The 23421-nt window shown below is 46.1% G+C and carries 22 protein-coding genes; 10 read left to right on the forward strand and 12 right to left on the reverse strand.

Annotated features, from left to right (window positions below; all coding sequences use genetic code 11):
• Nucleotides 1–20: 20 nt before the first annotated feature.
• The gene (locus tag NYE72_RS25215) at nucleotides 21–707 is read left to right on the forward strand and encodes a hypothetical protein (RefSeq protein ID WP_339210697.1); all 687 of its coding nucleotides are present in this window, start codon (nucleotides 21–23) and stop codon (nucleotides 705–707) included.
• A gap of 173 nt (nucleotides 708–880) precedes the next feature.
• Here NYE72_RS25215 and NYE72_RS25220 read toward each other — a convergent pair whose 3' ends face one another.
• From NYE72_RS25220 to NYE72_RS25260, 9 genes are all read right to left on the reverse strand, one after another.
• The gene (locus tag NYE72_RS25220; protein ID WP_036679666.1) at nucleotides 881–1345 is read right to left on the reverse strand and encodes a hypothetical protein; all 465 of its coding nucleotides are present in this window, start codon (nucleotides 1343–1345) and stop codon (nucleotides 881–883) included.
• Between the two features lie 92 nt (nucleotides 1346–1437).
• Nucleotides 1438–2337: a hypothetical protein gene (locus tag NYE72_RS25225; RefSeq protein WP_076146383.1), complete on the reverse strand. Its 900-nt coding sequence runs from the start codon at nucleotides 2335–2337 to the stop codon at nucleotides 1438–1440.
• A 403-nt stretch (nucleotides 2338–2740) separates the two neighbouring features.
• A complete protein-coding gene (locus tag NYE72_RS25230; RefSeq protein ID WP_076146385.1) occupies nucleotides 2741–3055 on the reverse strand; it encodes a hypothetical protein in 315 nt (104 codons plus the stop codon).
• Nucleotides 3056–3207: 152 nt separating this feature from the next.
• Entirely contained in the window at nucleotides 3208–3624 is a 417-nt protein-coding gene (locus NYE72_RS25235) for a hypothetical protein (RefSeq protein WP_081390308.1), read from the reverse strand.
• Nucleotides 3625–3656: 32 nt separating this feature from the next.
• The gene (locus NYE72_RS25240) at nucleotides 3657–5396 is read right to left on the reverse strand and encodes an ABC transporter ATP-binding protein (protein ID WP_076146388.1); all 1740 of its coding nucleotides are present in this window, start codon (nucleotides 5394–5396) and stop codon (nucleotides 3657–3659) included.
• Nucleotides 5393–7174, reverse strand: a complete 1782-nt coding sequence (locus tag NYE72_RS25245; protein WP_038574818.1) for an ABC transporter ATP-binding protein — start codon at nucleotides 7172–7174, stop codon at nucleotides 5393–5395. The genes NYE72_RS25240 and NYE72_RS25245 overlap by 4 nt, the downstream gene beginning before the upstream one ends.
• A 175-nt stretch (nucleotides 7175–7349) precedes the next feature.
• Nucleotides 7350–8375 (reverse strand): AraC family transcriptional regulator, encoded by a 1026-nt coding sequence (locus NYE72_RS25250; RefSeq protein ID WP_076146391.1) that lies wholly within the window; start codon nucleotides 8373–8375, stop codon nucleotides 7350–7352.
• 192 nt (nucleotides 8376–8567) lie between these two features.
• Complete coding sequence (locus tag NYE72_RS25255; protein WP_038573123.1) at nucleotides 8568–9329, reverse strand: SagB/ThcOx family dehydrogenase; 762 nt, start codon at nucleotides 9327–9329, stop codon at nucleotides 8568–8570.
• Nucleotides 9330–9496: 167 nt separating this feature from the next.
• Nucleotides 9497–9721, reverse strand: a complete 225-nt coding sequence (locus tag NYE72_RS25260; RefSeq protein WP_019908812.1) for a LuxR C-terminal-related transcriptional regulator — start codon at nucleotides 9719–9721, stop codon at nucleotides 9497–9499.
• 215 nt (nucleotides 9722–9936) lie between these two features.
• Between NYE72_RS25260 and NYE72_RS25265 the strand changes: the two genes are divergently transcribed.
• The 8 genes from NYE72_RS25265 (at nucleotide 9937) to nagA (ending at nucleotide 19190) form a co-directional block, all read left to right on the forward strand.
• Nucleotides 9937–10104, forward strand: coding sequence for a hypothetical protein (locus tag NYE72_RS25265; RefSeq protein ID WP_169744806.1), 168 nt, complete (start codon nucleotides 9937–9939; stop codon nucleotides 10102–10104).
• A gap of 824 nt (nucleotides 10105–10928) precedes the next feature.
• Nucleotides 10929–11816 (forward strand): iron uptake system protein EfeO, encoded by an 888-nt coding sequence (gene efeO, locus NYE72_RS25270; protein ID WP_038573125.1) that lies wholly within the window; start codon nucleotides 10929–10931, stop codon nucleotides 11814–11816.
• 5 nt (nucleotides 11817–11821) lie between these two features.
• The gene (gene efeB, locus NYE72_RS25275) at nucleotides 11822–13159 is read left to right on the forward strand and encodes an iron uptake transporter deferrochelatase/peroxidase subunit (protein ID WP_076141524.1); all 1338 of its coding nucleotides are present in this window, start codon (nucleotides 11822–11824) and stop codon (nucleotides 13157–13159) included.
• A 400-nt stretch (nucleotides 13160–13559) separates the two neighbouring features.
• Nucleotides 13560–15002, forward strand: coding sequence for an FTR1 family protein (locus tag NYE72_RS25280; protein WP_254924636.1), 1443 nt, complete (start codon nucleotides 13560–13562; stop codon nucleotides 15000–15002).
• A gap of 197 nt (nucleotides 15003–15199) precedes the next feature.
• On the forward strand, nucleotides 15200–16180 hold the full coding sequence (locus tag NYE72_RS25285; RefSeq protein WP_076141523.1) for a LacI family DNA-binding transcriptional regulator: 981 nt from the start codon (nucleotides 15200–15202) through the stop codon (nucleotides 16178–16180).
• Between the two features lie 228 nt (nucleotides 16181–16408).
• Nucleotides 16409–17287, forward strand: a complete 879-nt coding sequence (locus NYE72_RS25290; RefSeq protein ID WP_036679688.1) for a MurR/RpiR family transcriptional regulator — start codon at nucleotides 16409–16411, stop codon at nucleotides 17285–17287.
• Nucleotides 17287–18015, forward strand: coding sequence for a glucosamine-6-phosphate deaminase (nagB, locus tag NYE72_RS25295; protein ID WP_036679689.1), 729 nt, complete (start codon nucleotides 17287–17289; stop codon nucleotides 18013–18015). Before NYE72_RS25290 ends, nagB begins: the two co-directional genes overlap by 1 nt.
• Nucleotides 18003–19190, forward strand: coding sequence for an N-acetylglucosamine-6-phosphate deacetylase (nagA, locus tag NYE72_RS25300; RefSeq protein WP_036679691.1), 1188 nt, complete (start codon nucleotides 18003–18005; stop codon nucleotides 19188–19190). The genes nagB and nagA overlap by 13 nt, the downstream gene beginning before the upstream one ends.
• Before the next feature lie 78 nt (nucleotides 19191–19268).
• On the opposite strand, the gene NYE72_RS25305 is transcribed toward nagA, so the two are convergent.
• On the reverse strand, nucleotides 19269–20318 hold the full coding sequence (locus NYE72_RS25305) for a YhcN/YlaJ family sporulation lipoprotein (RefSeq protein WP_339210701.1): 1050 nt from the start codon (nucleotides 20316–20318) through the stop codon (nucleotides 19269–19271).
• 201 nt (nucleotides 20319–20519) lie between these two features.
• Here NYE72_RS25305 and NYE72_RS25310 point away from each other — a divergent pair, with 201 nt between their 5' ends.
• Nucleotides 20520–21587, forward strand: coding sequence for a glycosyltransferase family 4 protein (locus tag NYE72_RS25310; protein ID WP_036679693.1), 1068 nt, complete (start codon nucleotides 20520–20522; stop codon nucleotides 21585–21587).
• A 76-nt stretch (nucleotides 21588–21663) separates the two neighbouring features.
• Here NYE72_RS25310 and NYE72_RS25315 read toward each other — a convergent pair whose 3' ends face one another.
• The gene (locus NYE72_RS25315; RefSeq protein WP_076146400.1) at nucleotides 21664–22701 is read right to left on the reverse strand and encodes a glycosyltransferase family 4 protein; all 1038 of its coding nucleotides are present in this window, start codon (nucleotides 22699–22701) and stop codon (nucleotides 21664–21666) included.
• The gene (locus NYE72_RS25320) at nucleotides 22698–23420 is read right to left on the reverse strand and encodes a glycosyltransferase (RefSeq protein WP_036679696.1); all 723 of its coding nucleotides are present in this window, start codon (nucleotides 23418–23420) and stop codon (nucleotides 22698–22700) included. Before NYE72_RS25320 ends, NYE72_RS25315 begins: the two co-directional genes overlap by 4 nt.
• Between the last annotated feature and the right edge of the window lies 1 nt (nucleotide 23421).

Genomic DNA, 23421 nt, shown 5'->3' on the forward strand with positions numbered 1-23421 from the left:
AGGTGGCTTGTCGAACACATTTGAATGGATCAAATCTGATGCCCCCGGAGAGTCTCCAACCAAGTCGATATAGCCAAGCCACCTCAGCTCTTATCTGCGGGATTTATCCCGTACATTTCACTATTCCAGCTACCTCAGCTCTTTTCTACGGGATTTATACCGTACATTCCAGCATCTCAGCTACCTCAGCTCTTTTCTACGGGATTTATACCGTACATTCCACTATTCCAGCTACCTCAGCTCTTTTCTACGGGATTTATACCGTACATTCCACTATTCCAGCTACCTCAGCTCTTTTCTACGGGATTTATCCCGTACATTCCAGCATCTCAGCCACCTCAACTCATTTGTACGGGATTTATACCGTACATTCCAGCATCTCAGCCACCTCAACTCATTTGTACGGGATTTATACCGTACATTCTACCGTTCCAGCCACCTCAGCTCTTTTCTACGGGATTTATACCGTACATTCCAGCATCTCAGCCACCTCAGCTCTTTTCTACGGGATTTATACCGTACATTCCAGCATCTCAGCCACCTCAACTCATTTCTACGGGATTTATCCCGTACATTCCAGCATCTCAGCCACCTCAACTCATTTCTACGGGATTTATCCCGTACATTTCACTATTCCAGCTACCTCAGCTCTTATCTGCGGGATTTATACCGTACATTCCAGCATCTCAGCTACTCATGCAAAATAATTGTGAAGTAGGCACGCTACTCCAGTTTTCGTTGCTCTATATAATAAATTCGGCCTCTTGAATGGGAGTCCATTCCCATAGATAACCTACGCAAATTATCTATACCGAAAAGATTTAGGGCCATCCTTTTATAGGATGGCCCTCTCATTGATTAAGTTGCAATTTTGCTTACCTTAATACTCTCCTTTAATTACAAAAAACGAACCCCGAATTGTTCCAGCTAGCTTGGACTTCTGCCTAGCAAACTTAAACTTCTCTTCTAGCTCCTTTGGGATTTCCATCCCCTCAGAAAGCTTAAAACCAACGGCCCGCTTCTTAGGGTCATCAACCGTATACATAACGTTGACCGCAAGGCCATCCTCATAAAAGACATAGGCATATTTAATATTTTCCACTTGAAAACGCGACGTTTCTAAAAGATTGGCCGCAAACTCAATATCACGTTCTTCTTTTAAAATTCGGTTCACATAATCAAGGGTCTCCTGGCTTTCGCTGGCTTGTACAACCGTAAATTCATGCTTGTATTTGTTCATAAAGTAACGGGCCTCATTAGCACGCAAACCAGCAAGCGCATCTACTACAGGAGAAGACTCTAAACCAACCGTAGACACATTTTTAAAATCAACGATATAGGACATTTCCATCTCTCCTTTTCTCTCATTATTCCCAAAAAAACTTATCGTTACTTAGGATACAGTTCGCGTGCTGTCTGTAACGGCAAGTTTCTGTGTTAACTGCTGTGCTCTTTTTCTATTAAAGTGACCATCTCACGCTTCCACTTTTCTCGCTCCTGTGGCGGTATCGGCTCCCCTTTGTCATACAGAAATCTAATCATATAGAACCCATCCTTCGTAAGCAGGCTGGTAACAAGTTCATGCTCTAATACATTATTGTTCATCAACTGCGTCTCCACTACAGAGCTATTATCAGTCTGATGCAATACTTGAGCGGTCAATAAGGTCTCTTGAGAGATATAATCCGCTGTATGCTTCTCTACAGAAGATGCCTCTATCTTATCAAAATAATTAATCGTGAACGTATGCGAAGGTTCGTACCGATGGTATTCTCCTAGCGGATAATATCCGATAAATTGACTGTTACTGTAGACATGGAATGTTGCAGGTACATAGCTATTAAGCTGAAAATACGGGATGAATCGCACAATACCTGAATTGATCTCTTCTCCAGGAGGAATGACCGCATCCACACCACTAAGGAAATCACCCTTCTTATCTACAAAAATCGTGCTATAAGGGCTGTACCTCGTAATCCAAATTGAACCATTCTCCTTCACAGCCTCAACGTAATAACTGATAATTTGATTTCTTTTTTCCTCACGTTCATCGGCGGGGTTGATACAGGTATGAATATGCTTCCGAGTGTATGTAAAGACTGCTTTAGTAGCATCCATTGACAGCAATTCAAATTCGAGAATTTCAGATTTTATATTATAGATTTGAAATGTCATCATTAATTGAAAGTGATTTAAAAAGGACATTCCCCTCTTATCTGGATGAAATCTTTTGCTCAAACCTTCTTCATCCTTATCCATATAAGCCTGCTCCAAGCCTTCAACCAGGGCCTGCAGTTCCTCTTTTGTGATGCCTTTATTTTTCTTAAAGAAAAACATGTCTTCTCTCCCCTCATCATCAGTCTACTTCCAATTACTTACTCCTATTTATTATACGGGCACACCTGTGTACTTTTCTAGTTATGAAGAAACCATCCCTGACAAAGGAATGGTTTCTTTGAGCAGGTATACCTCTCGGTCATCCCTACATTTTAAAATGTTTACGAACTAACCTAAATTGTTCTTCTACGCTCATGTTTGGTGTTCTTTCTATAGTTTTGATGTCCACCTGTCCACCTTAGTGCAAGCGTTCTTTATTTCATTGGAGAACTTAATCATAGATTTATTACTGTGTTTCTCAATCTCCGTATCGGATGTATAAAAACATATCATTCTCTCTTCCGGGATAAAAGGTAATATAAATTCAGGCATTATTCCCAAATCTATTAGGATTGGTTGGTCATCAGGTAAACTTCAGCAAGTCAATAATAAAGAATTCCATCATCTCTTCGACCACTTGAAATAACCATTGGCAATGTTCATCTACAGGTTTATTAAACCACTTATTCCAATCTAAACTAGGATTAGGGAATTGAAGGGCAGGATATTCAACAGGGCTAGAGAATGGTCTATATTTTAAGAGATCATCCCCTAATGTTTGAAAACCTAATTCCTCTACAAACTTCTTGGTCATAGTAGTCTTTCCAGCACAAGGTCCACCATTTAGCCAATATACATGTTTTAATTGTTCTTTCAAATAATTATTATTTATCTTCATCCAACACACCCCGTTTATATTTAAAAAGCTTACTCTGACACGTTGGTTGTGAGGGGTTGGCGGATTCTTATCTTTCTAGACAAAAAAAGCCTTCCCCACCCAAAAGGGTGAAGAAAGCTTAAATGTGTATCCCCAAAATATGGGCAGCTATATTAGATTTTCGTACCCGAGGGTGCCTTAGCCAACTGCTCCTCCAGCCACCTTATCGCCTCAGCCTCTCCGGAGAAAGAACCTCCGGGGCAGCCATAGGTTCTTTTAGTGGACAACGCTGTAACTGGCTTGTAGACAGCAAGCAACTTAGCATTCTGCATTACGACCGCGATGCCTGAACAATATTGGGCGATTTCCCGCTTGTTCATCTTGCACCAGTTCATATACAGCTGTGTGACCGCACGCTCTGGACGTGTGTTTTTCTCAGCAGAATGCACCATCAGCAGGCCGAAGGCAGATCGGCGCGTGAGCAGCTCTTCCCAATAAGCGATATATTCTTCTACTGTCTCCTGATCAAACGCCTCCCCCAAACTAAGGCTTATGATCGGCCAAGCGGATTCATCCTTTGTTATAGGCATACGTTTCCCTCCTAAAATGTGCTGAGCATTGCCTAAGATGTGATGCGGAATCCGACGGATTGCTGTTGCAGCTTCCAGAGCCGGTCGTACGATCCGCCGCGCAACAGTAGGGCTTCATGTCGTCCCTGCTCGACCAGCCGACCGTCTTCCAGTACGATAATGTTGTCCGCACCGCGTATGGTTTTCAGCCGGTGAGCGATAACAATGACGGTCCTGCCCGTAATCAACGCATCAATTCCTTTCTGGATTTCGGCCTCATTCTGCGGGTCAAGCGATGCAGTAGCTTCATCCAACAGCACAATTGGAGCGTTCTTGAGAATCGCACGGGCAATGGAGATCCGCTGCTTCTCCCCTCCGGAGAGCGTGCTTCCGCCTTCGCCTACCGGCGTATCATAACCAAGCGGTAATTTCATGATGAAATCATGGCAGTGAGCCATTTCCGCTGCCTGCTGAATATCCCGCTGCGACGCCCCCGGCCGCCCAAAAGCAATATTGTTCCCAATGGTATCTTGAAACAGGTACACATCCTGAAACACCACCGATACGGATCCTAGCAGATGTTCTGGATCAATCTCCTTGATGTTGCGCCCACCTAGCAGAACACTCCCTTTTTCAGGATCATAGAAACGTGAGATCAGGCGCAGCACTGTACTCTTGCCGCTGCCTGACGGACCCACAATTGCAGTCAGTGAACCTTGCGGCATTTCCAGACTTAAATTTTTGAGAACAGGCTCTCCTCCATAGCTGAAGGTTACATTGTCAAACCTAATGGTGCTGCTTTTAGGAAGAGGACTCGTAGCACCTGTCATTACCGGCTGGCGCAGCAGGTCTACTATACGTTCACCCGCTTGTTCGTTGTAGCGGAATTCGGCATAATTGGCTAGCGCCGTGGTCAATGGATCATAGATTCGTGTGCCGACAATAAGGAATACTGCCAACTGCAAAATACCGAGCTCCCCGCCTAATAATAGATGAACACCTACGTATATCATTAAGGTCAGCCCCGCACGGAGAAGAGCCATAGCGGTTAGAATAACCGGACCGAACATCCCTTCCAGCTTCACACTTTCCTTCATCAAAGTTTTAAAAGAGTTATCCAGACGGACAAATCGTTCTCCTGTCAGATTATAGGCCTTCATCACCCGTATGCCGTTCAAGTATTCTTGCAATCGGTTCGCAGCGTTCAGCTTGGCCTTCATATGATCCGCTCCGAGTCTCCGCCGAAGCTTGCCCGATATATACATGATCAGAAGAGCAACCGGCAGCGCTACGAACATGGAAATCGCCATCCGCCAGTCCAGAAACAGTAAACCAGCAAGTGCAAATATCGGCAGTACAAAAGCCCCCGCAAGCTGTGGCAGCAGATGTGAAATGCCCGTCTCAACGAGCGTGAAATCACCCATCATCATATTGGCTAAATCACCTGGGTCCCGGCGAGTCAGGTAACCCAGCGGAAGCTTCCGCAGATGTTCTGCTAATTCCGCACGTCCCTGTGCAGCAACATTGTATGCCCCGCGGTAAGCGGTACGATAGGCGGGAATCTCACTCAGGAACATCAGCACCATGACGGCGACAAGCCCTGCGCAGATCCACCAAAGGCGTTCTGTCTGAAGTTCTGCGCCCACAGTAATATAAGGAGCAAAAATCAACCGCACCGCCTCAATTACAAGCGCGAACGGAAGCACACTAACTAGATTAGCCAGCAAGGAAAAAAGTACAGGCTTCAGCAACTGCTGCGGTTTGCCGGCAGTAATATTATGCAATACCTTCATAGCTGATCCCCTCCTTTTTCCATATGCCAATCTCCGGCGTCACTGTAGGCATGCCACATTTTGGCGTAAAGCCCGTCCGCCTCAATCAAACCTGCGTGCTCTCCACGTTCCACGATTTCTCCATCCCTCAGCACCAGAATTTGTGCAGCTTCACGTATAGAGGAGAGTCGGTGAGCAATGACAATAACCGTCTTGCCGCGCATAAGCTCCGTAAGTGCTAACTGCATATGAAACTCATTTTCCGGGTCGGCAAAAGCAGTCGCTTCGTCGAGCACGAGCACTGGTGCATTTTTGAGAATAGCCCGAGCTACCGCAATGCGCTGCTCCTCACCACCCGAGAGATAGACACCGCCTTCACCAATTAACGTATCGTATCCCTGCGGCAGCCGAGTAATGAACTCGTCGCATTGTGCCGCTCTGGCTGCAGCCTGGACTTCCTCCAGAGTCGCTCCCGGTTTGCCGACAGCAATATTCTCATACAAAGTGTCATAGAACAGGAAGGTTTCCTGAAATACAAAAGCAACTGTATTCATTAATTCATGGATTGCCATATGGCGAATATCGACTCCACCGATACGGATCGCACCCACTTGCGGGTCCCAGAACCGCGGCACCAAGCTGGCCACCGTCGATTTTCCCGAACCTGACGGCCCTACCAGCGCTGTAACCTTCCCTTGTTCTGCACGGAATGAGACTTCGCTGAGCGCCGCTGCAGTCCCTGCATCTTCACTGTAGGAGAAGGTTACATCCACAAATTCAACGTCAAAAGTATGCGGGGATAGCGGTTCTGCTATTTCTGATACAGGCTGCTGTGCCAAGAGACGGTCCATCCGCTCCACGCCTTCGCCAATATCCCGAGTGCTTGAAGCCAGCAGAAGTAGCTTGTAGAGCGGAGATGAAACGCCGGGCGCCATAATTAGAAAGAACAGCAGCACAAGCGCAAAAGACATGGAATCCGGTCGGCCGCTTAGCATGAAGATGCCCACCGGCAAAATAAAGGTAAACGGTGACGCCAGCAATGTTTTGAATAAGATATAACCTGTTTGATAACGGTCCGTATACTCCAGACAATAATCGCGGTAGCTGGTCATATCACTGTAGAACTTTCTGAAAGAATGCACCGTCTGCCCGAACACCTTAACCGCCGGCATCCCCCGTACATACTGCACCGCCGAAGTATTGATCTGCTCCAACGAATCATGATACTGCTTCACACTGGCCTTGCCTCTGCTGCTCATCATAAGCGCTGACTGCACACCTAATCCTATAATTATCGGCAGCAGGCAAGCTACCGCCAACGGCGGACTAAGCCAAAACATCGCCACGATCATCAGCACCGTAGAAGCCAGCACGCTGACTAAATCGGGAAGCTGATGCGCTACGAAATTTTCCACCTTGTCGACATTCTGCTCTAGCGTTTTCTTGACCACGCCAGTTGATGTCCCATTCAGGAAACCGAGCGGCAATCTGCCCAAATGCTCGGTCATTCGCACACGCAAATTATATTGAATTCGAAAAGCCGCAATATGCGAGCACATAATACCACAATACGAAGTCACCAGCCCTCCGATTAACCCTCCAAGTGCAATCCACCCCCAGCGGATCATATACGTACCGTCGACCTGTCCAGGCGATGAAGCATGGCGCAGCAGCTCTGCCAAAATGAAATAAACAGACAAAAACGGAATCAGCATTAATACAGCGCTGACAGATGACAATATTCCGGACAAGAGCAGCAAACCTCGCTTCTCTCCGGCGATCTCCAGCAGCCTTGGCATGCCGGTTTTGGTTTTACTCACAGCTGTTCCCCCACTCTTGGTAATTACGCACAAAAAAAAGTGCACTGAGAATGATTCTCTGTGCACTAGTGTATAGGAACGTTGTTCACGATTGCTACCGTTTAAGGGATTATAATTAACCAAAACAGGAGCATCTGTGCAGGAGGATACGGACTTACAACTTAATACCGAAGAGACTCTGCCTGCCGCTGATCAGATATTCTCCTGGACGCACACCGAACTTTTTGCGGAAGGCTGCCGAGAAATGACTCACATTACCGTATCCAACCCTGGAGGCTGCTTCACTTACAGTCATACTCCCTTGTTCCAGCAGCTGCTGCGCTCTCTGCATCCGTTGTTCGATAACGTAAGCATGCACGGTATAACCAAACATTTCCTTAAAGCCCTTTTTCAGCTTAAACTCATTGAGGCATATAATGCGAGAAAGGCCTGCAAGCGTTGGCGGGTGCAAATAATCACGCTGCAAAATCTCCTTAGCGAGCCGCAGGCTCTCCATATCCTCTCTGGACAGCTTGACCGAGCACGGAATCCGCTCTGCTTCATATAAAGATTCATTGAGATAAACAGCCATTAGCTCCAGCATTTTGCCCTCCAGATAAAGTTCACGCATGCCATGGCTATAGGAACAATCCGCAATCTGCGACAGAATGAAGCGGATGGATGGTGTGATGTTATTTTTTCCAAAAAACAAACCCGCACCAGCTCCAATGCGAAGCCGTGTATCTTCGGTCAGACCACTGGTCATCCGCTCAAATTGTGCCGGGCTCATATCTATGCTGATGAATCGGTACCCCGCCCCACTCAGGTATGTGCAGTTTTCACTTCTTACCCCGCCATGAAACAGCGCAATTTCTCCCGTATCTATAATAAAATAGTCCGATTTCAGCGAAGTCCCCCACTCAATGCCATGCCCTATGCAGAAAGCCAGCTCCGTACGCGGAGTGCTAAAATTGCCCTTTGCTTCGATATCCCGATTAAACCGGAGATTAAAATCTGTCATCTGGATATACCCATGGCTAAGCAGGCTGCGGCAACTGCCTTCCCCTATTTCGACTGGGGGTTTAATCTCAAAATGAGCCCCATTAAAACGGTAATTATAATCTACCCCTTCACATGTAAGCGTCTTATGGGCATCAATCGTTTCTGCTTCTTTCAGTCCATTGCTTCGCTCCATGCTCATCCCTGCTTCCTCTTACTTTGGGTTAATTATATATGCAATGAGAATGATTATCAATTAAACATTACGATTTCCTCTTCGTTCAAACTGAGCAGTTGGGCAAATAAGCTGGAATATAAACAAAAAACCTTCCCCACCCCGAAGGGTGAAAAAGGCTTACACGCATCACTTCAAAGACATATCTAGCATTCCTAGCTATTCTCGTTTCTTGCCAACTGCACCAAGATAGATAACAAATTCTTCATCGCCGTCTAATTCTAAAATCTCATCTATCAACTTTTGATCATAGATTCCAATTGCGCAAGCACCTGCACCGATGGATTCGCTGGCTAAATAAAGGTTCTGGCAGACATGTCCAACATCGATGAGGATTTTTTTGTGAGCAGAAATATCGTACTTCCATTCGGAGCGGTAGGGTGTGGTACTCCAGGCAAACAATACAGAAGCCTTTTTGGCAAAGTTAGGGACAAAGGGCTGATCCAAAGTAATAGCATCAATCTTTTGTTCAAGTTGATCTAATTCAAACATAAATAAGAGCTTATGTTCCACAGGCAGATATCTGTAGATCCCTTGCCCAATACCCTCTACCCGCATAATCATTAAATAGGTTTCAAAGGTGTGCGTCGCCCCACTGCAGGGTACAGTCCGCAGCGTAAGTCCGTTCTTATTCATACCGCTAATCCCTTGGGTAGCCCATAATAAATAGGATAACTCCTCCAGACTCATAGTTTCCTCAGAATAGAACCGTGTACTTCTTCTTTGATCTATACAATCAAAAATATTTTCTTTACTCACAACGTCTTTGCTGACCTTGGGCAAATCAATAATTAGTGAATCTGAATCAAATGGCTTAACAATTGGCGGTTGTGCAATTCCCTTGATCTTATCTGTTTTGATATGTTTGAATTCATGAAAATTGGATTTCAGAAAATTTCTTTGTTGTTCATATCTGGTCATAACAGATCCTCCTGAACTACCTTAATATCTCTAATTTATCATGTCATAAAAATCATACGGTGATCTAACTCACTCTTCAGTTGCTTTTGGTGCGTAAACAAAAAACCTCCCTTTGCCCCGAAGAGCAAAAGAAGGCTTAAACGCGTCACTTCCGAAGACATGGCCAGCTATATTTTCAGCTCCCCAAGCTTGATCAGCTCGACAACCGCTTGTGAACGGCCTTTAACGTTTAGTTTTTGCATTACATTGGAAATGTGGTTTCGAACTGTTTTTTCGCTGATAAATAATAAGCCAGCGATATCACGAGTCGTTTTGTCCTGCACGAGAAGCTCAAAAACTTCGCGCTCACGATGAGTCAACAGAAATTTGCTGTGGTGTTCGTTCCCCTTCAATGGTGTCACCCCTCCTTGCCCTGGGTTTGTTTGGTATAACAAGGTAAAGGGATACAGTCAAAACATATTATGTATTGTTGATGTTAATGGTGCTGTAACAATTATAAAATGGGCTTAGTTCATTCAAATGCAAAATCCTGAAATTTTCATGAATAAGAACATCTTTTTTCAGGGCAAACTACGGTTTGTTGTTCCTTATTAAAGGAGGTGTATGTATGAGCCATTCAAAAAACAATCAACCCACCAAAGCAGAAGTACAAACAACGAAATTAAACAAATTACCACTCGTAGGTAAATTCGAACCTGAATTTTCTGCAGAGGAAGCTGCAGAAGTGTTCGAAAACCAACCCTCTGCCGATCATGAATCCCATAATGAACGATAAAAAGCAGATGACCTTTGATCTTATTCTTAAGCAGATCAAACCTTCAAAGAATGGGACTGTCGCATTAACAGCTTAATTAACTATAAATGAGACGGTTCGCTTCATTTAAACATCGTAAACAATATAGAGCAGCGATTCGCCATTAATGGGAATCGCTGCTTTATGTTGTGGACCGTCGGCTGCCCGCTCCAATAGTGTATTCATCAGCCCCAACTGAGGCTTTCGGACCCAGATGGCGTTATTTGCAAATTTGTCGTCTTTTGAGCGAAGTTTCGGACTCCAGTGACGCTATTCCTTAGAAACAGGCCCATATTCGGTACTTTTCAAGTCAATAGTGACTATGCGGTCCGATAGCGACTCAAATAACGAATAATGCTGCATTTAGTGTCATCTGAGTCCTTTAGTTACTGCGTATGCCCAAAGATCAACTTGTCGGTTACTGCTGACTACGCATAAACGTTCTCTGAGGCGGTTACTGCTGCGTACGCATAAAGGTTCGCTGGGGCCTTTACTGCTGCGTACGCGCAAAGGTTCGCTGGGGCTAGAGCTGAGTTCGTTGTTGCTGAATATGCGAAGAGAATAGTTGGGCCGATTACATAGTACTGTGTACGTTCGCTGGGTCGGTTACTATTCTGCTTTTTCAATTGTAATCGGATACATTACCACAAACCATACTCCCAACCCTGGGAGTTTTTTTGTCGGGCAATTATTACAATGAGATACATCACATTTTTATATTGACAGTAATTGTATACGGACTTATGATAAGTCCAGCATAATTGATAACGATTATCATTTAGATATAAAAAAGGGGTGTTTTTTTAATGAAATTTACTTATGCGGTGCCTGCAGGTCTGCTTGCAGCCTCCATACTATTTACCGGATGTACCAATAACAACAATTCTACAAATACTGCTGCTAACAGCACTACAGCCACCACTGCACCGGAGACTGCTACGGCTACCACTGCACCGGAGACTGCCACCGCTGACTTTACGTCAGCTATAGATTCATATCGTACATACGTCATCCAGCAATGTGATGAATTTGTGAAGCAAACAGAGAGTTTCACCAACGCTGTAAAAGAGGACAAGATTGATGAGGCTAAGGCGCTCTACGCTCCTGCCCGCATGTATTATGAACGGATTGAGCCTATTGCAGAAGCACTTGGCGATTTGGACCCAAATATCGATGCCCGGGAAAATGATGTAGATGCGGCAGAGTGGCGCGGTTTCCACAAGCTTGAGAAAGCACTCTGGCAGGACAATACAACTAAAGATATGACAGAAGTTGCTGACCAATTGTTGAAGGATGCACAGCTGTTACGTGCGAAAGTTGAGACCGTTGAGATCGACGCGAATCTGCTCGTAACTGGTGCTGTTGAGCTTTTAAATGAAGTCTCCTCCTCCAAAGTAACCGGAGAGGAAGAACGTTACTCGCACACAGACCTGTATGATTTCGTCGCAAACGTTGAGGGCGCGCAAAAGATATACGAGCTGTTAAAACCAGAACTAGCTAAAAAGGATGCCGATCTTGAAAAAACCATTGGTGAACGATTCGCTGCCTTGCAAGCTGAGCTTGCCCCTTTCAAATCCGGAGATGGATATGTTTCCTATGAAGAGCTGAAAGAAGATGAAGTACGTAAACTGAGTCAGAATTTGGACGCCTTGGCTGAGCCATTGTCCAACATGGGAACTATTCTAGGAGTGTGACCCTCATGAATAAACATAACAAGTTCACTGGAGTACCAGGTAATCCTGAAAGTCCCCCTCTTAATGATCAATCGAAGAATGAGCCTATATTTGGTAAAAAATTAAGCCGCCGCGATATGCTGCGGCTTACTGGCGCCACTGGCCTTGGTCTTTTGTTAGGGGGCGGAGGTGTCGGTGGAATTATAGCTGCGCGTAATGCTGTAGCTGAGCCAACGAAAGCCGCAGAAGGTGATTCCAGTTCCATTCCTTTTTATGGGAGCCATCAGGCGGGAATTTTGACACCTGCACAAAACTTTATTTATTTTGCTGCCTTTGATTTCACCACAACCAAACTGGCCGATGTGAAAAAACTAATGCAAGCATGGACCACTGCCGCTGCCGCTCTTACTACTGGCGAGCTTATTGGTGACGTAAATGACAATCCCAATCTTCCGCCCTCAGACACCGGGGAAGCGGACGGGCTAAACCCTGCACGGTGTACGCTGACCTTTGGTGTTGGCCCTTCCTTTTTTGATGAAAGATTCGGCTTAGCTTCGAAACGCCCAGCCCTATTGGCCGATCTTCCGGCATTTGCGGGTGACAATCTTGATCCGAAATGGTGTGGCGGGGATATTTGTGTGCAAGCCTGTGCCGATGATCTGCAGGTTGCATTTCATGCGATCCGCAATCTGGCTCGTATTGCCCGGGGGACTGCTGTACTACGCTGGACACAGGAAGGTTTTCAACGCACTGGAGCAGCGGATCCCAAGGGGGCTACGCCACGCAATCTTTTGGGTTTCAAAGACGGCACGGGCAATCCCGATACAACTGATAACGCTGAAATGAACAAAGTGGTCTGGAACAGCAGCAGTGACGGTCCTTCTTGGATGAGCGGCGGCACTTATATGGCGGTACGCCGGGTGCGTCTGCGTATTGAAGTCTGGGATCGGTCTTCGCTAAGTGATCAGGAGGCTACCTTCGGGCGTTATCGTCACACCGGAGCTCCACTCGGAGCTAAGGATGAATTCGATGAGTTGGATCTTTCAGCGGCGGACGCTTTCGGGAAACCTGTCATTCCGGCGAATTCACACTCCGCATTGGCGCATGGTGACGGTACAGTCAAAATGCTGCGCCGCTCCTACTCTTTTTCCAGCGGTTTGGATGTCACCACGGGCCAGCTTGATGCAGGTTTGTTATTCATAAGCTTTCAACGTGATTTAATGAAACAATTCGTTGCCATTCAGCAGCGCCTCTCTAAGACTGATCTCCTGAACGAATATATGACTCACACCGGCAGCGCGGTATTTGCCTGCTTCCCGGGTATCCGCAGTGGCGGCTTTATCGGGGAAACACTACTAAGCTAAATTTATGGCTGTCCATTATTGAAGGGGGATTATCCCGATGTTATCTCTTACGCATCCTAAACGGCAAATGCCAAAGGTTGCCTTGCTGATTCTTTTTGGCTTTTTGTGTATGCTTTTGCTCTCCAGCCCCGCGGGGGCGGAGGGCGATGGCACGGTCGACGAGCTCCTGCCGCCGGTCGGCAGCGCGCTCGTCGAAGCCGGCCAGAGCCGCTGGGACGCGGCCGCCGCCGATGTAGAAGTGTTCGCTGCGCTGTGGCGCACCGCGAACACAGGCACGCCGGACCCGGCACTCGCCGGTCCGGCTGCTGCCGTTGACGCCGCGCTTGCAGACGCGGCGAAAGCCCTTGCGGCGGGCGGCGGCGAGCCCGCCAAAACCGCACTGTCCACGCTCGCGAGAAGCGTGGACGCGTACGTCACCGCCGCCTCCGGCACGGTCGGCGGTGACACTGGAGCCGCCGGACGCGAGACGGCGGCGAAGCTTTTGCCCGCGGCGGAACGCACGCGGGATGCGGCGCGCAGCGCCGACTGGAGCGCGGCAGCGGCAGCGTACCGCGACATCGTCAGCGGATGGAAGCCGGCGGAGCGCAACATCCGGGCGGACGATTCCGCCGTCTACAGCCTGCTGGAGACGCGAATAAGCCTGCTGCGGATTGCGCTGCAGGCTGAACCGCTCCGTGAGGCGTCGGCGAAATCGGAAGCAGAAGCACTATATCAGCTGCTGGCTGATTACAGTGAAGGCAAAACCATTGACGCTGGGGACACTTCCAGTGAACCAGCTTCTATAGAGGGATTAATCAACTACCTGAACAAAGCATCCTCCGCTGCCAAAGACAATAACAGCACAGAGGCCGCTAACATCATGGAGCAATTCATCGTAGCCTGGCCTTCTGCCGAAGGGCAAGTCCAGATCGCCTCACCAACAGTCTACAACAATATCGAAAACGAGAGTGCGGCTGTCACAGGTTACCTGCTCTCAAATCCACCTAAACTGGATCAAGCTTTAACCATCATGGACAATATGCTTAGTGAACTAACGCCTTTGGCTGGTGAGACCACTTATAATGCTTGGGATGCCGCTTTGATTCTGTTGCGCGAAGGACTTGAGGCTATTCTCGTCTTGTCAGCTCTTCTTGCTTACCTGAAACGTGATGGCAACGCCAAAGCGCAAAAATGGATCTGGTCCGGTGCAGCTGTCGGCCTCACCGCAAGTATCGGATTGGCTGTTGTGCTCACTTATACCATTTCTCGGGCAGCTTCCGGGGGAGCGCGGGAGATGATTGAAGGGATTACTGGTCTTGTCGCGGTAGTTATGATGCTCACCATCGGACGCTGGTTGCATAGCAAATCAAACACTGCGAACTGGAACAACTACGTGGGTAGGCAAGTTGATGGCGCGCTGGCCAAAGGAAACCTTTGGTCACTGTCCTCCGTTGCAGCGCTTGCGATTTTACGTGAAGGTGCAGAGACTACTATTTTTTATGTGGGCATGGCTCCATCCATCAAGCTGTCTCAATTACTGCTTGGGATTGGATGTGCTCTGATTATTCTTGGTATTGTAGGTTATGCAATGATTGCCTTGAGTGCAAAATTACCGATTGCCGCCTTCTTCCGTACAGCTACAATTCTTATTTATTACCTAGTATTCCGCTTTCTTGGGGAGAGCATTCACTCGCTTCAGGTCGCTGGCAAACTTCCTGCGCATGTACAAGAGGGCTTGCCTTCAATTAACTGGCTTGGCATGTATCCAACTTGGGAAACCTTGCTTCCACAGCTGCTTGTCCTGCTGTTTATTGTGTGGGAGCTGCTTCGGAACAGATCGCCAAAAGCTTCACGAACAGCTTAGTTTTATTAATACAATAGATCTACCGGTCCGTCACGCCCTTGTGGTTACGCCGGTTTAGTCCGGTAATCTCTTGCATTTACAGTCTAATTTATGAAATGGATTCCATAGCAAGCTTTTTATTTGGGAGGTTATTTGCGGACAATATGATAAAATAAAATGACTATACACAAGCACCAAAGGGAGGCTGTTGTACTCTAATGGCTAATATTAAAGAAATTGCCCGTATGGCTGGTGTTTCCGTGACAACAGTCTCGCGGGTGCTCAATAATCACCCTTATGTAAGTGAAGTCAAACGAACCGCAGTTCTAACTACAATTGAAAAATTAAACTACACGCGTAATATGAACGCTGTGCATCTGATCACTGGGCGGACTCAAGCTATAGCTGTTATTATTCCGTATACCAACTTATTTTATTTCTCAGTCATTATAGCAGGCTTGGCTCAAGAAGCACTGCTGGCTCAATACCGGCTCGTTCTGTGCCAAACCGATTATCGTACTGAAGAAGAAATTAAGGTGCTTGAGATGCTGCGCAATAAAGAAATTGACGGTGTGGTTATGGTCTCTTCAACAATGAGCTCAGAAGCTATTGAAGAATATACAGCTTATGGCCCTATTGTGGTATGTCAGGATAGAGGAGAACGCCAATTTTCTTCTGTATATATTGAGCATTATTCTGCTTTTCGCAGCGGCCTTCAATATTTGAATGATAAAGGTTACCGCCATATTGGCTACTGTGAAGGAAGACCATACGGCAGCAGCAGCTCTATCCGACAAATTGCCTTTAGAGACTTTCTGGCGGCTACAGATCATCCTTACATTGATGAATGGATGATCTATAACTGTGTGACCGAAGAGGACGGTGCCCGCGTACTACACCAACTGCTGCAGATGAAGAATCGTCCTGATGCCCTGATTATTTCAGCAGGCGATCATATAGCGGCTGGTTTAATCATCGAAGCTTGGAAAAAGGGTATCCGCATTCCTGAGGATCTGGCCGTCATCGGATTTGATGATCAGCCTATCGGCCGAACGTTAGGTCTGACCACTGTAGATAATCAGTTAACTGAAATGGGCATATCCGCTTTTCGGATTATCTATGATCAGATCCAGCGAAATGATGGACAACCCGTTCACCGCAAGCTTGAGTACCGTATTATAGAACGCAATACAGTATAGCATCCCTTTTATCTTATATCTCCGTAATTACATCATTTAACGGTCCACTTTGCAGCCTTCTGCGAGTAGGCCGTTTTTTATTTTTGCATATTCCCCTCAAGTATTCATTTTTATCCCTTGCTTCCGAATGGAATTTGTTTTATCCTAAGTATGAAAATAATTTTCTACATTTAGTTAATAATTATAAAAATAATTTCAATACCCCATTGAAACGAGGTGGATGAATGGATGTCCCCAATACTGCATGCACTCGAGCATGAGAAGGCCAAGCTCTCTCAAATGGAACGAAAGCTGGCTGAACGAATTCTCTCCTCACCAGGCGAAATCGTTCATATGGGCATTACAGAATTAGCAGAACAATGCGGAATAAGCCCGGCAACGATCACACGTTTCTGTAAGGTGCTTCATTTTAAAGGCTTCCCCGACTTCAAGGTGAAGCTGGCAGCAGAAATTGCTCATAGTGATGCCGCGCCGCAGGATGGTGGCTCTTCTTATCAAGATATTGTAGCAGGCAACCCACTCTCCGTGATTGTGGAAGCGATGCAGACGAACCATCTGACCTCCATCAGGGACACTACTTCCCTGTTAGATCTGGAGCGACTGCAGGCAGCAGTTAATTTATTGTGCCAAGCACGCCGCGTTGATCTATACGGGATGGCGACCTCTTCCATTGTTGCTCAGGATTTCTATCAGAAGCTGATCCGCATAGGCGTAAATTGCACTGCTTTTGCTGATTCCCATATGCAGATTACCTCTGCTTCATCACTCTCCGAAGGTGATGTCGTGTTCGCAGTATCCTATTCGGGAGAGACTCCCGAGACCATTGATGCCTTGATGTGTGCGAAGGCTAGCGGAGCAAGCACTATCGCACTAACCTCTTATGGCAGCAGCACCTTGGCTACTCTGGCGGATATCCCCCTATTCTCCTCATCTTTGGAGAAAGGTATGCGCCGGGGAGACATGGCCTCACGCATAGCTCAGCTTCACATCATTGATATTTTGTTCACTGGAATGGTCAGCACCCGTTTTGGGGATTTTATTCCTAGACTGGAGCAATCTTATCTCAATGTCCAACAATACCGAAACAAACGAGGAGGACAATCCTAATGAATATTCTAAAGTTCCATAGTGATGAAGATTTCGTACAAACGGGTGCGAATCTTATCGCCAGCCTACTGCAAAGCAATCCTAAAGCCGTGCTCGGTCTTGCGACCGGAAGCTCCCCAGTTGGTGTTTATGCCAAATTGGTTGAAATGCACCAAAAAGGACTTGTGAGTTTCTCTAAAGCAACTTCCTTTAATCTGGATGAGTATATCGGCTTGCCTGTCGACCATCCACAGAGCTATCGCAGTTTCATGAACGAGCAATTATTTAACCATATAGATATTGATCCAGGACAGACACATATCCCTAACGGAAACGCAGCGGATATGGAAGCAGAATGCCTTGCATACGATAAAATGCTGGAAGAAAACGGACCCGTTGACTTGCAGATTCTCGGTATTGGCAGCAACGGCCACATTGGATTCAACGAACCCGATGCTAACCTCAGCAGCAAAACCCATGTCGTTGACCTGCTTGATGATACCCGGGAAGCGAATGCCAGATTCTTCGACAGTTTGGACGAGGTACCTCGGCAAGCGATTACAATGGGCATTGGAGGCATCCTAAAAGCACGCCAAATTCTCTTATTAGTTCGTGGTGCCGGCAAAGCTGAAGCCATCCGCAATGCTGTTGAAGGCCCGATTACAACCCAATGCCCTGCATCCTTGCTGCAGAGCCATCCAAATGTAATCGTTCTCGTAGATGAAGGAGCAGGCAAATGGCTGAAATAAATAAAGAACTAGAACAGTTGCTGTTCGGTAAGGTACTGACTCCCCAAGGTTTAATTGAGCATGGTGTGATTGCCGTATCTGGAGAGCAGATCCACTATGCTGGCGATGCGGCTTGGCTCCCAGAGCGTTACGCTCATTGGCCTGCCAGTGGTCAAGCAACGGATCTTCTGATCCCCGGATTTGTAGATGTACATGTTCATGGTGGAGCTGGCCACGACTTTATGTACAGTGATACTGAATCGCTGAATGCCATCACTAAGTTCCATAGTTCCCAAGGAACAACAACAATGCTGGCTACAACCATGACCGCTTCCAAGTCTGCTATTGACCAAGTATTCTCCGAAGTCAGCGCTTATCGTGCTGCTGAAATGCCTTACACACAAATTGCAGGCATGCATCTGGAAGGACCCTTCATCAGCCCGAAATGGTCCGGCGCACAAAATCCAGAGCATATTGTTCCTGCCAATATTGAGTGGCTAGCACAATGGGAGAACGATTATCCAGGAATGATCCGGCAAGTCACGCTTGCTCCGGAACGTGAAGGTGCCCTCGAAGCTATTCTCTGGCTGCGCAAGCACGGTATAACTGCAGCGCTCGGGCATACGGATGCTTCCTTTGAAGAGGTTATTGCCGCAGCAGATGCTGGACTTAACCAAGCTGTGCATATGTTCAATGCGATGACACCCCTACATCACCGTAAACCTGGAGCGGCTGGAGCTATTTTGTTCGATAAACGCATTCGCGCAGAGATTATAGCCGACGGGATTCATGTTCATCCCGCAGCCATTTCTATATTGACCCGTCTCAAGAAAGAGAACAATTTATTACTGATTACTGATGCCATGTCTGCAACTGGACTTAGTGATGGTGAATATACAATTGGTGATTTACCTGTACTCGTTCAAGATGGCATCGCCACCCTTAAAGATAATCCTGCTGCTCTAGCTGGAAGCACACTAACGATGATTCGCGGCTTCCGTTATCTGATCCAAGAGGTAGGACTCAGCTTGGAAGAAGCCTCCCGTGCTGCAAGCCTTACGCCAGCGGCGTCCATTGGAATGGAGCGTAGCATTGGTTCCTTGGAGGCTGGAAAACGCGGCGATATCCTGCGCCTTGATGCTGAATTTAATATTTGCGGCGTATGGATCGGCGGACGTCCAATCACCACTTCATAAAATTAGCTCCAAACAAAAAAGCAACAATTCTCTCCAGATGGTGAGATTGTTGCTTTTTTATTTAGATCACAATAATCATTAATAATTACGTGTTGGGAAAATTCGTTCAACCATGGTACGGAATTCATCCACAAATCCTTTTATCGGATGACCAGCACGAGCCTCTTCAGCATAAACATTAGCGCGTTCCACGAAGTCAGGATTTGCTGATACGTATACATCCTTAATTCTCGCATCATGTTTTTTAACTTCTGCAGCAATTTTATCTTTAATTGCTTTGGTAACTGTTTCTGTTTCTCTTGTATTTATGGTGTTATTTGTGTTATTTGAGTTATTCGTGCTATTGGTGTTGTACATATGCGTCGAATTACTTCTGTAATTCGTGTCATGGGTACTAGGAGTGGTACTGCGCATGCCCATGCCCATTCCAGTTCCCATACCTTTTCCCATCCCCATATCTACATCATGTTTCGAGCCATCGCTGTTCAGCAGAGGACCATTATTATAAGTATGGTTTCTTGTCGTACCTGTTCCCATAGTACCTGTACCTGTACCTGTACCTGTACCCAACATACCCGCTCCCAAATTACCCATACCATTGATTCCATTTCTGGTTGCCGGTCCAGTACTTGTTGTACCAGGAACTGTATTTACAGTACCTCTTAAGGCTCCGTTCATACCATTTGTTACGGCTCCAGTATCATTCATTCCATCACGGCCAATTTTTACTCTTCCTGTACCAGACATTACGCCAGTCGGTCCATAATTGTGAGGAGTGGTTGAAGATTTTGCCCGATACGATGGAGTCCCTTTGGCACGCAAGCCAGCAGTTGCATCATTTAAAGTTACTGCTACATACGCGCTTTTACCTGCAAGCATTACATTCGCTGAACGGACTTCAGGCATAGCAGCAATCCGGTCTGCAAGCTCCTGACTAACTTCCATCTTAGTGATGTTATGCGTGCCACCGCGTACGGAATTTACACCAATACGCCCATCATCTACTCCCCGGACACTATTGGTTTGCACATTAGATTTTTCTGCCGTATTGGTTCCACACCCTGTAATACTCACCAAGCCGAGAAGCAATGCAGCTGAGACTGACATACTGATCTTGGATCGCAACATGAATTCATCCTCCATCTCTAATGTTGTATGTGTGCAGTGTACGATCGTTAGGATGACCTTCTGAAGAACAAGCTATCCTGAAAGGATTTGGAACTATGCCACTTTGACCGTCACCCGCGAGTGCAGATCGGCGTATCTTATAAACAGTAAGCCATATCTCAACAAGTCGGTATTGCTCCGCAAAAGTCAGGAGGCTTGTGCATGAAAGTTCTATTTACGTTTTATGTACCGAGTGGCGGGGTGGAGACATTAAATAAGCTGCGATGTGAAAGTCTCCAGCGAAGTGGGATCGAATGCCATGTTTTATATCTAATGCCGGGTTCAGGCCAGAATACGACCAATTTTCCGGTATTTGTCTCATCTTCAGATGAAGAAATTAAAAATTTGCTGGATACCCATAATTACGATGCTATTATTGTTACATCAGATTATTTATTACTGAAACGTCTGCGTGAACTCGGTTACCGCGGTATTATGATATACGAATCTCAAGGCCTTGGAAAACGCAGTCATGCGGAAACTCTGATCAGAGATGCTGTCCCTTATTTACGTTCTTATTGTAATGCGGTACTAATCCCGCCAACCGATCATTTGTTGGAGCTGTTTATTGAAATCTGTCCCTGGCTGCATCGTTATGTAATTCCGAATATTGTTGATGTCCAGTCCTTTCAGCATATCCCTGCTGAACCTCCGGCTAATCCGGTTATCGCTTGGGTAGGCCGGCTAGAGAGCAATAAAAATTGGCGGGAATACTTGAGAATCGCCCATGAAATTCGCCTTTATAAACCAGATCTTCATTTGTGGATGTTCCATGATCCTAATTTAGCCGCAGAGGATCAAAAACAATCCTTTCAGGAGGAGCTACACGCCTTAGGGCTGAATGATCGTCTAAGTACTTTTACCAATATTCCTAATCATGTAATGCCGATTTATTATTCCTCGATAGCCAATTCTGGTGGATTCCTGTTAGCCACCTCCATTACAGAAGGATTTGGATATGCTGTTGCCGAAGCGATTTGCTGCACTTGTCCAGTACTTAGTACAGATTCCGATGGTGTCAGATCCTTTATTGTTCATAATGTCACGGGTAAATTTTACCCGCTTGGCAATATTCCAACTGCCGTCAACGAAGGACTGGAGCTTATGAACAATATTCCTCTGCGAGAGGGTCTCCGTCAGCAAGGAAGAGGATATATGGTCTCACGCTTCGGAACCGAGAAGTATGCGCAGTCTTTTCGTGAAATGATGAATTCATATGCCATCTTCTAACCGAAATCAAGCAAAAAAACCTTCAAGCCACTTCTCAAGTGGTACTGAAGGTTTTTTATATTTTAAGGACATATTACTAAGAGTTCCTCGCTACGATCTCAAACAGTGCATTCTGAAACAATTGTGTGCTTTTTTCCCAAGTGAAATGCTGTGAATCCTGCTCCCCCTTACGAGCCAGCCGCTGGCGTAAATCCGGGTCTTTAATTAAGGTTATGATATCATCCGCGAGCCGATTCTCAAACCGGTAGGACATTAAGCAGTTGTGGCCATGCCTGCCATATTCCATATTCCCACCGGAGTAAACAGTAACGAGTGCTGCTCCACAACGCATAGCCTCGATGCCTGGTAGCGATCCCGTATCATACGTACTTGAGCTTACAAAAATATCACTCTCACTATAATGGTAACAAAGTTCAGTATCATTTGCAGGAGTCCTTATATGATATCGTTCATCCATTAATAAAGTTTGCAGTGTAGTCGACTCAGCAAATTCACCAGGAGGAATAATCAAATAAAGTTCAACTTCTGGATGAAGTCTTCTGACCCGATTTAACTGTTCAAGTAAATAATCTTGTTCACGATGACCTGAGAATCCTCCCTCCGGCTTTCGCATAACCGCGGAAACTACAAGCTTATTTTCAGGTTCACGAATGTTCAGGTTTCTAAAAACAGGATTCACACCAATGGGCACGATTGTCCCCTTAATGCCATGATTCATCTGGACGATTTCTTGCTGCCAGCGGGAAAGTACGAGCAGATTGCTGGTTAAACTATAAGATGCAAAAGAACGGCTATTGTCAGGTAAAAAAGTGGGCTCGTAGCAAAGTGCTAAGCGAATATGAATCCCTTTCCCCTCATTACTTGCCTGCTGCGATACCTCGACTGTGGTATAAAAGTTGGAGACAATCACGTCCCCCACTGGAAAATCGTTGGCCGACAAATCATCATCTGCCGCATAACGCAATTCACAATTTATCTCGTATTCAACGACACCATCGCTGGGCAAGAGGATCGTAATTTCATGACCGATCTCTGACAGACGATTAGCCAGTTCTGCCAGCATCCGTTGTGCTCCGCCCCTAGATAGAGTTAGAACAGGAAATATTAATTTCATTCCCCTCTCTCCTTTAGCAGCAGATGCGATAGAACCCCGTGATGTTTTGCTTGTACCAGTTCTATCTCTCTTTTCTGCGCCTCACTATGAATCACTGAGCCCATCTCTTGATGCACTCGATAATCAAGCTGCGGATGCTCAATATAAGACCAGCTAAAATGCGGTAAAATACGCAGCCATAAATCATAATCTTGAGTATATAACAACATTTCATCGAACGTTCCTACAGCACGAAATATATCCATATGAAGAAGAACTGTACTCCCATTCACCGGACAACCCAACATCATAGTCTCAATAAAATGGGCCCTGCTGCTAAAAAGCATACTTACCGTATCTGAGATCCGTTCTCCCTGCTCATTTATATAATAATAGGCTGTATAGTTAAATAAAGTGCCCGTACTTTTGAGCTTTTCTATTTGGTTTTTGATTTTATCCGGGTGAAATTGATCATCTGCACTGAGCCAGGCAAAATACGTTCCGGTAGCCACTTCTATCCCTTTGTTCAAAGCAGAGGCCGTCCCGCCATTATCCTTTTGTATATAAATGATCCTGTCACGGAAGGGAGTCAACTTCTCCAGCCATAGGGTAGAACCGTCGTCGACTACAATGAGTTCTATATTCGGATAGCTTTGATTCAAGACACTTTGGATGGCGAGATCCACATACGAACAGTTATAAAATGGGATGATCACCGATACTTTAGGTTCTTCACTCATA

Origin of the sequence: Paenibacillus sp. FSL L8-0333, assembly GCF_037965665.1 — a bacterium.
GTDB classification, from domain to species: Bacteria; Bacillota; Bacilli; order Paenibacillales; family Paenibacillaceae; genus Paenibacillus_AQ; species Paenibacillus_AQ odorifer.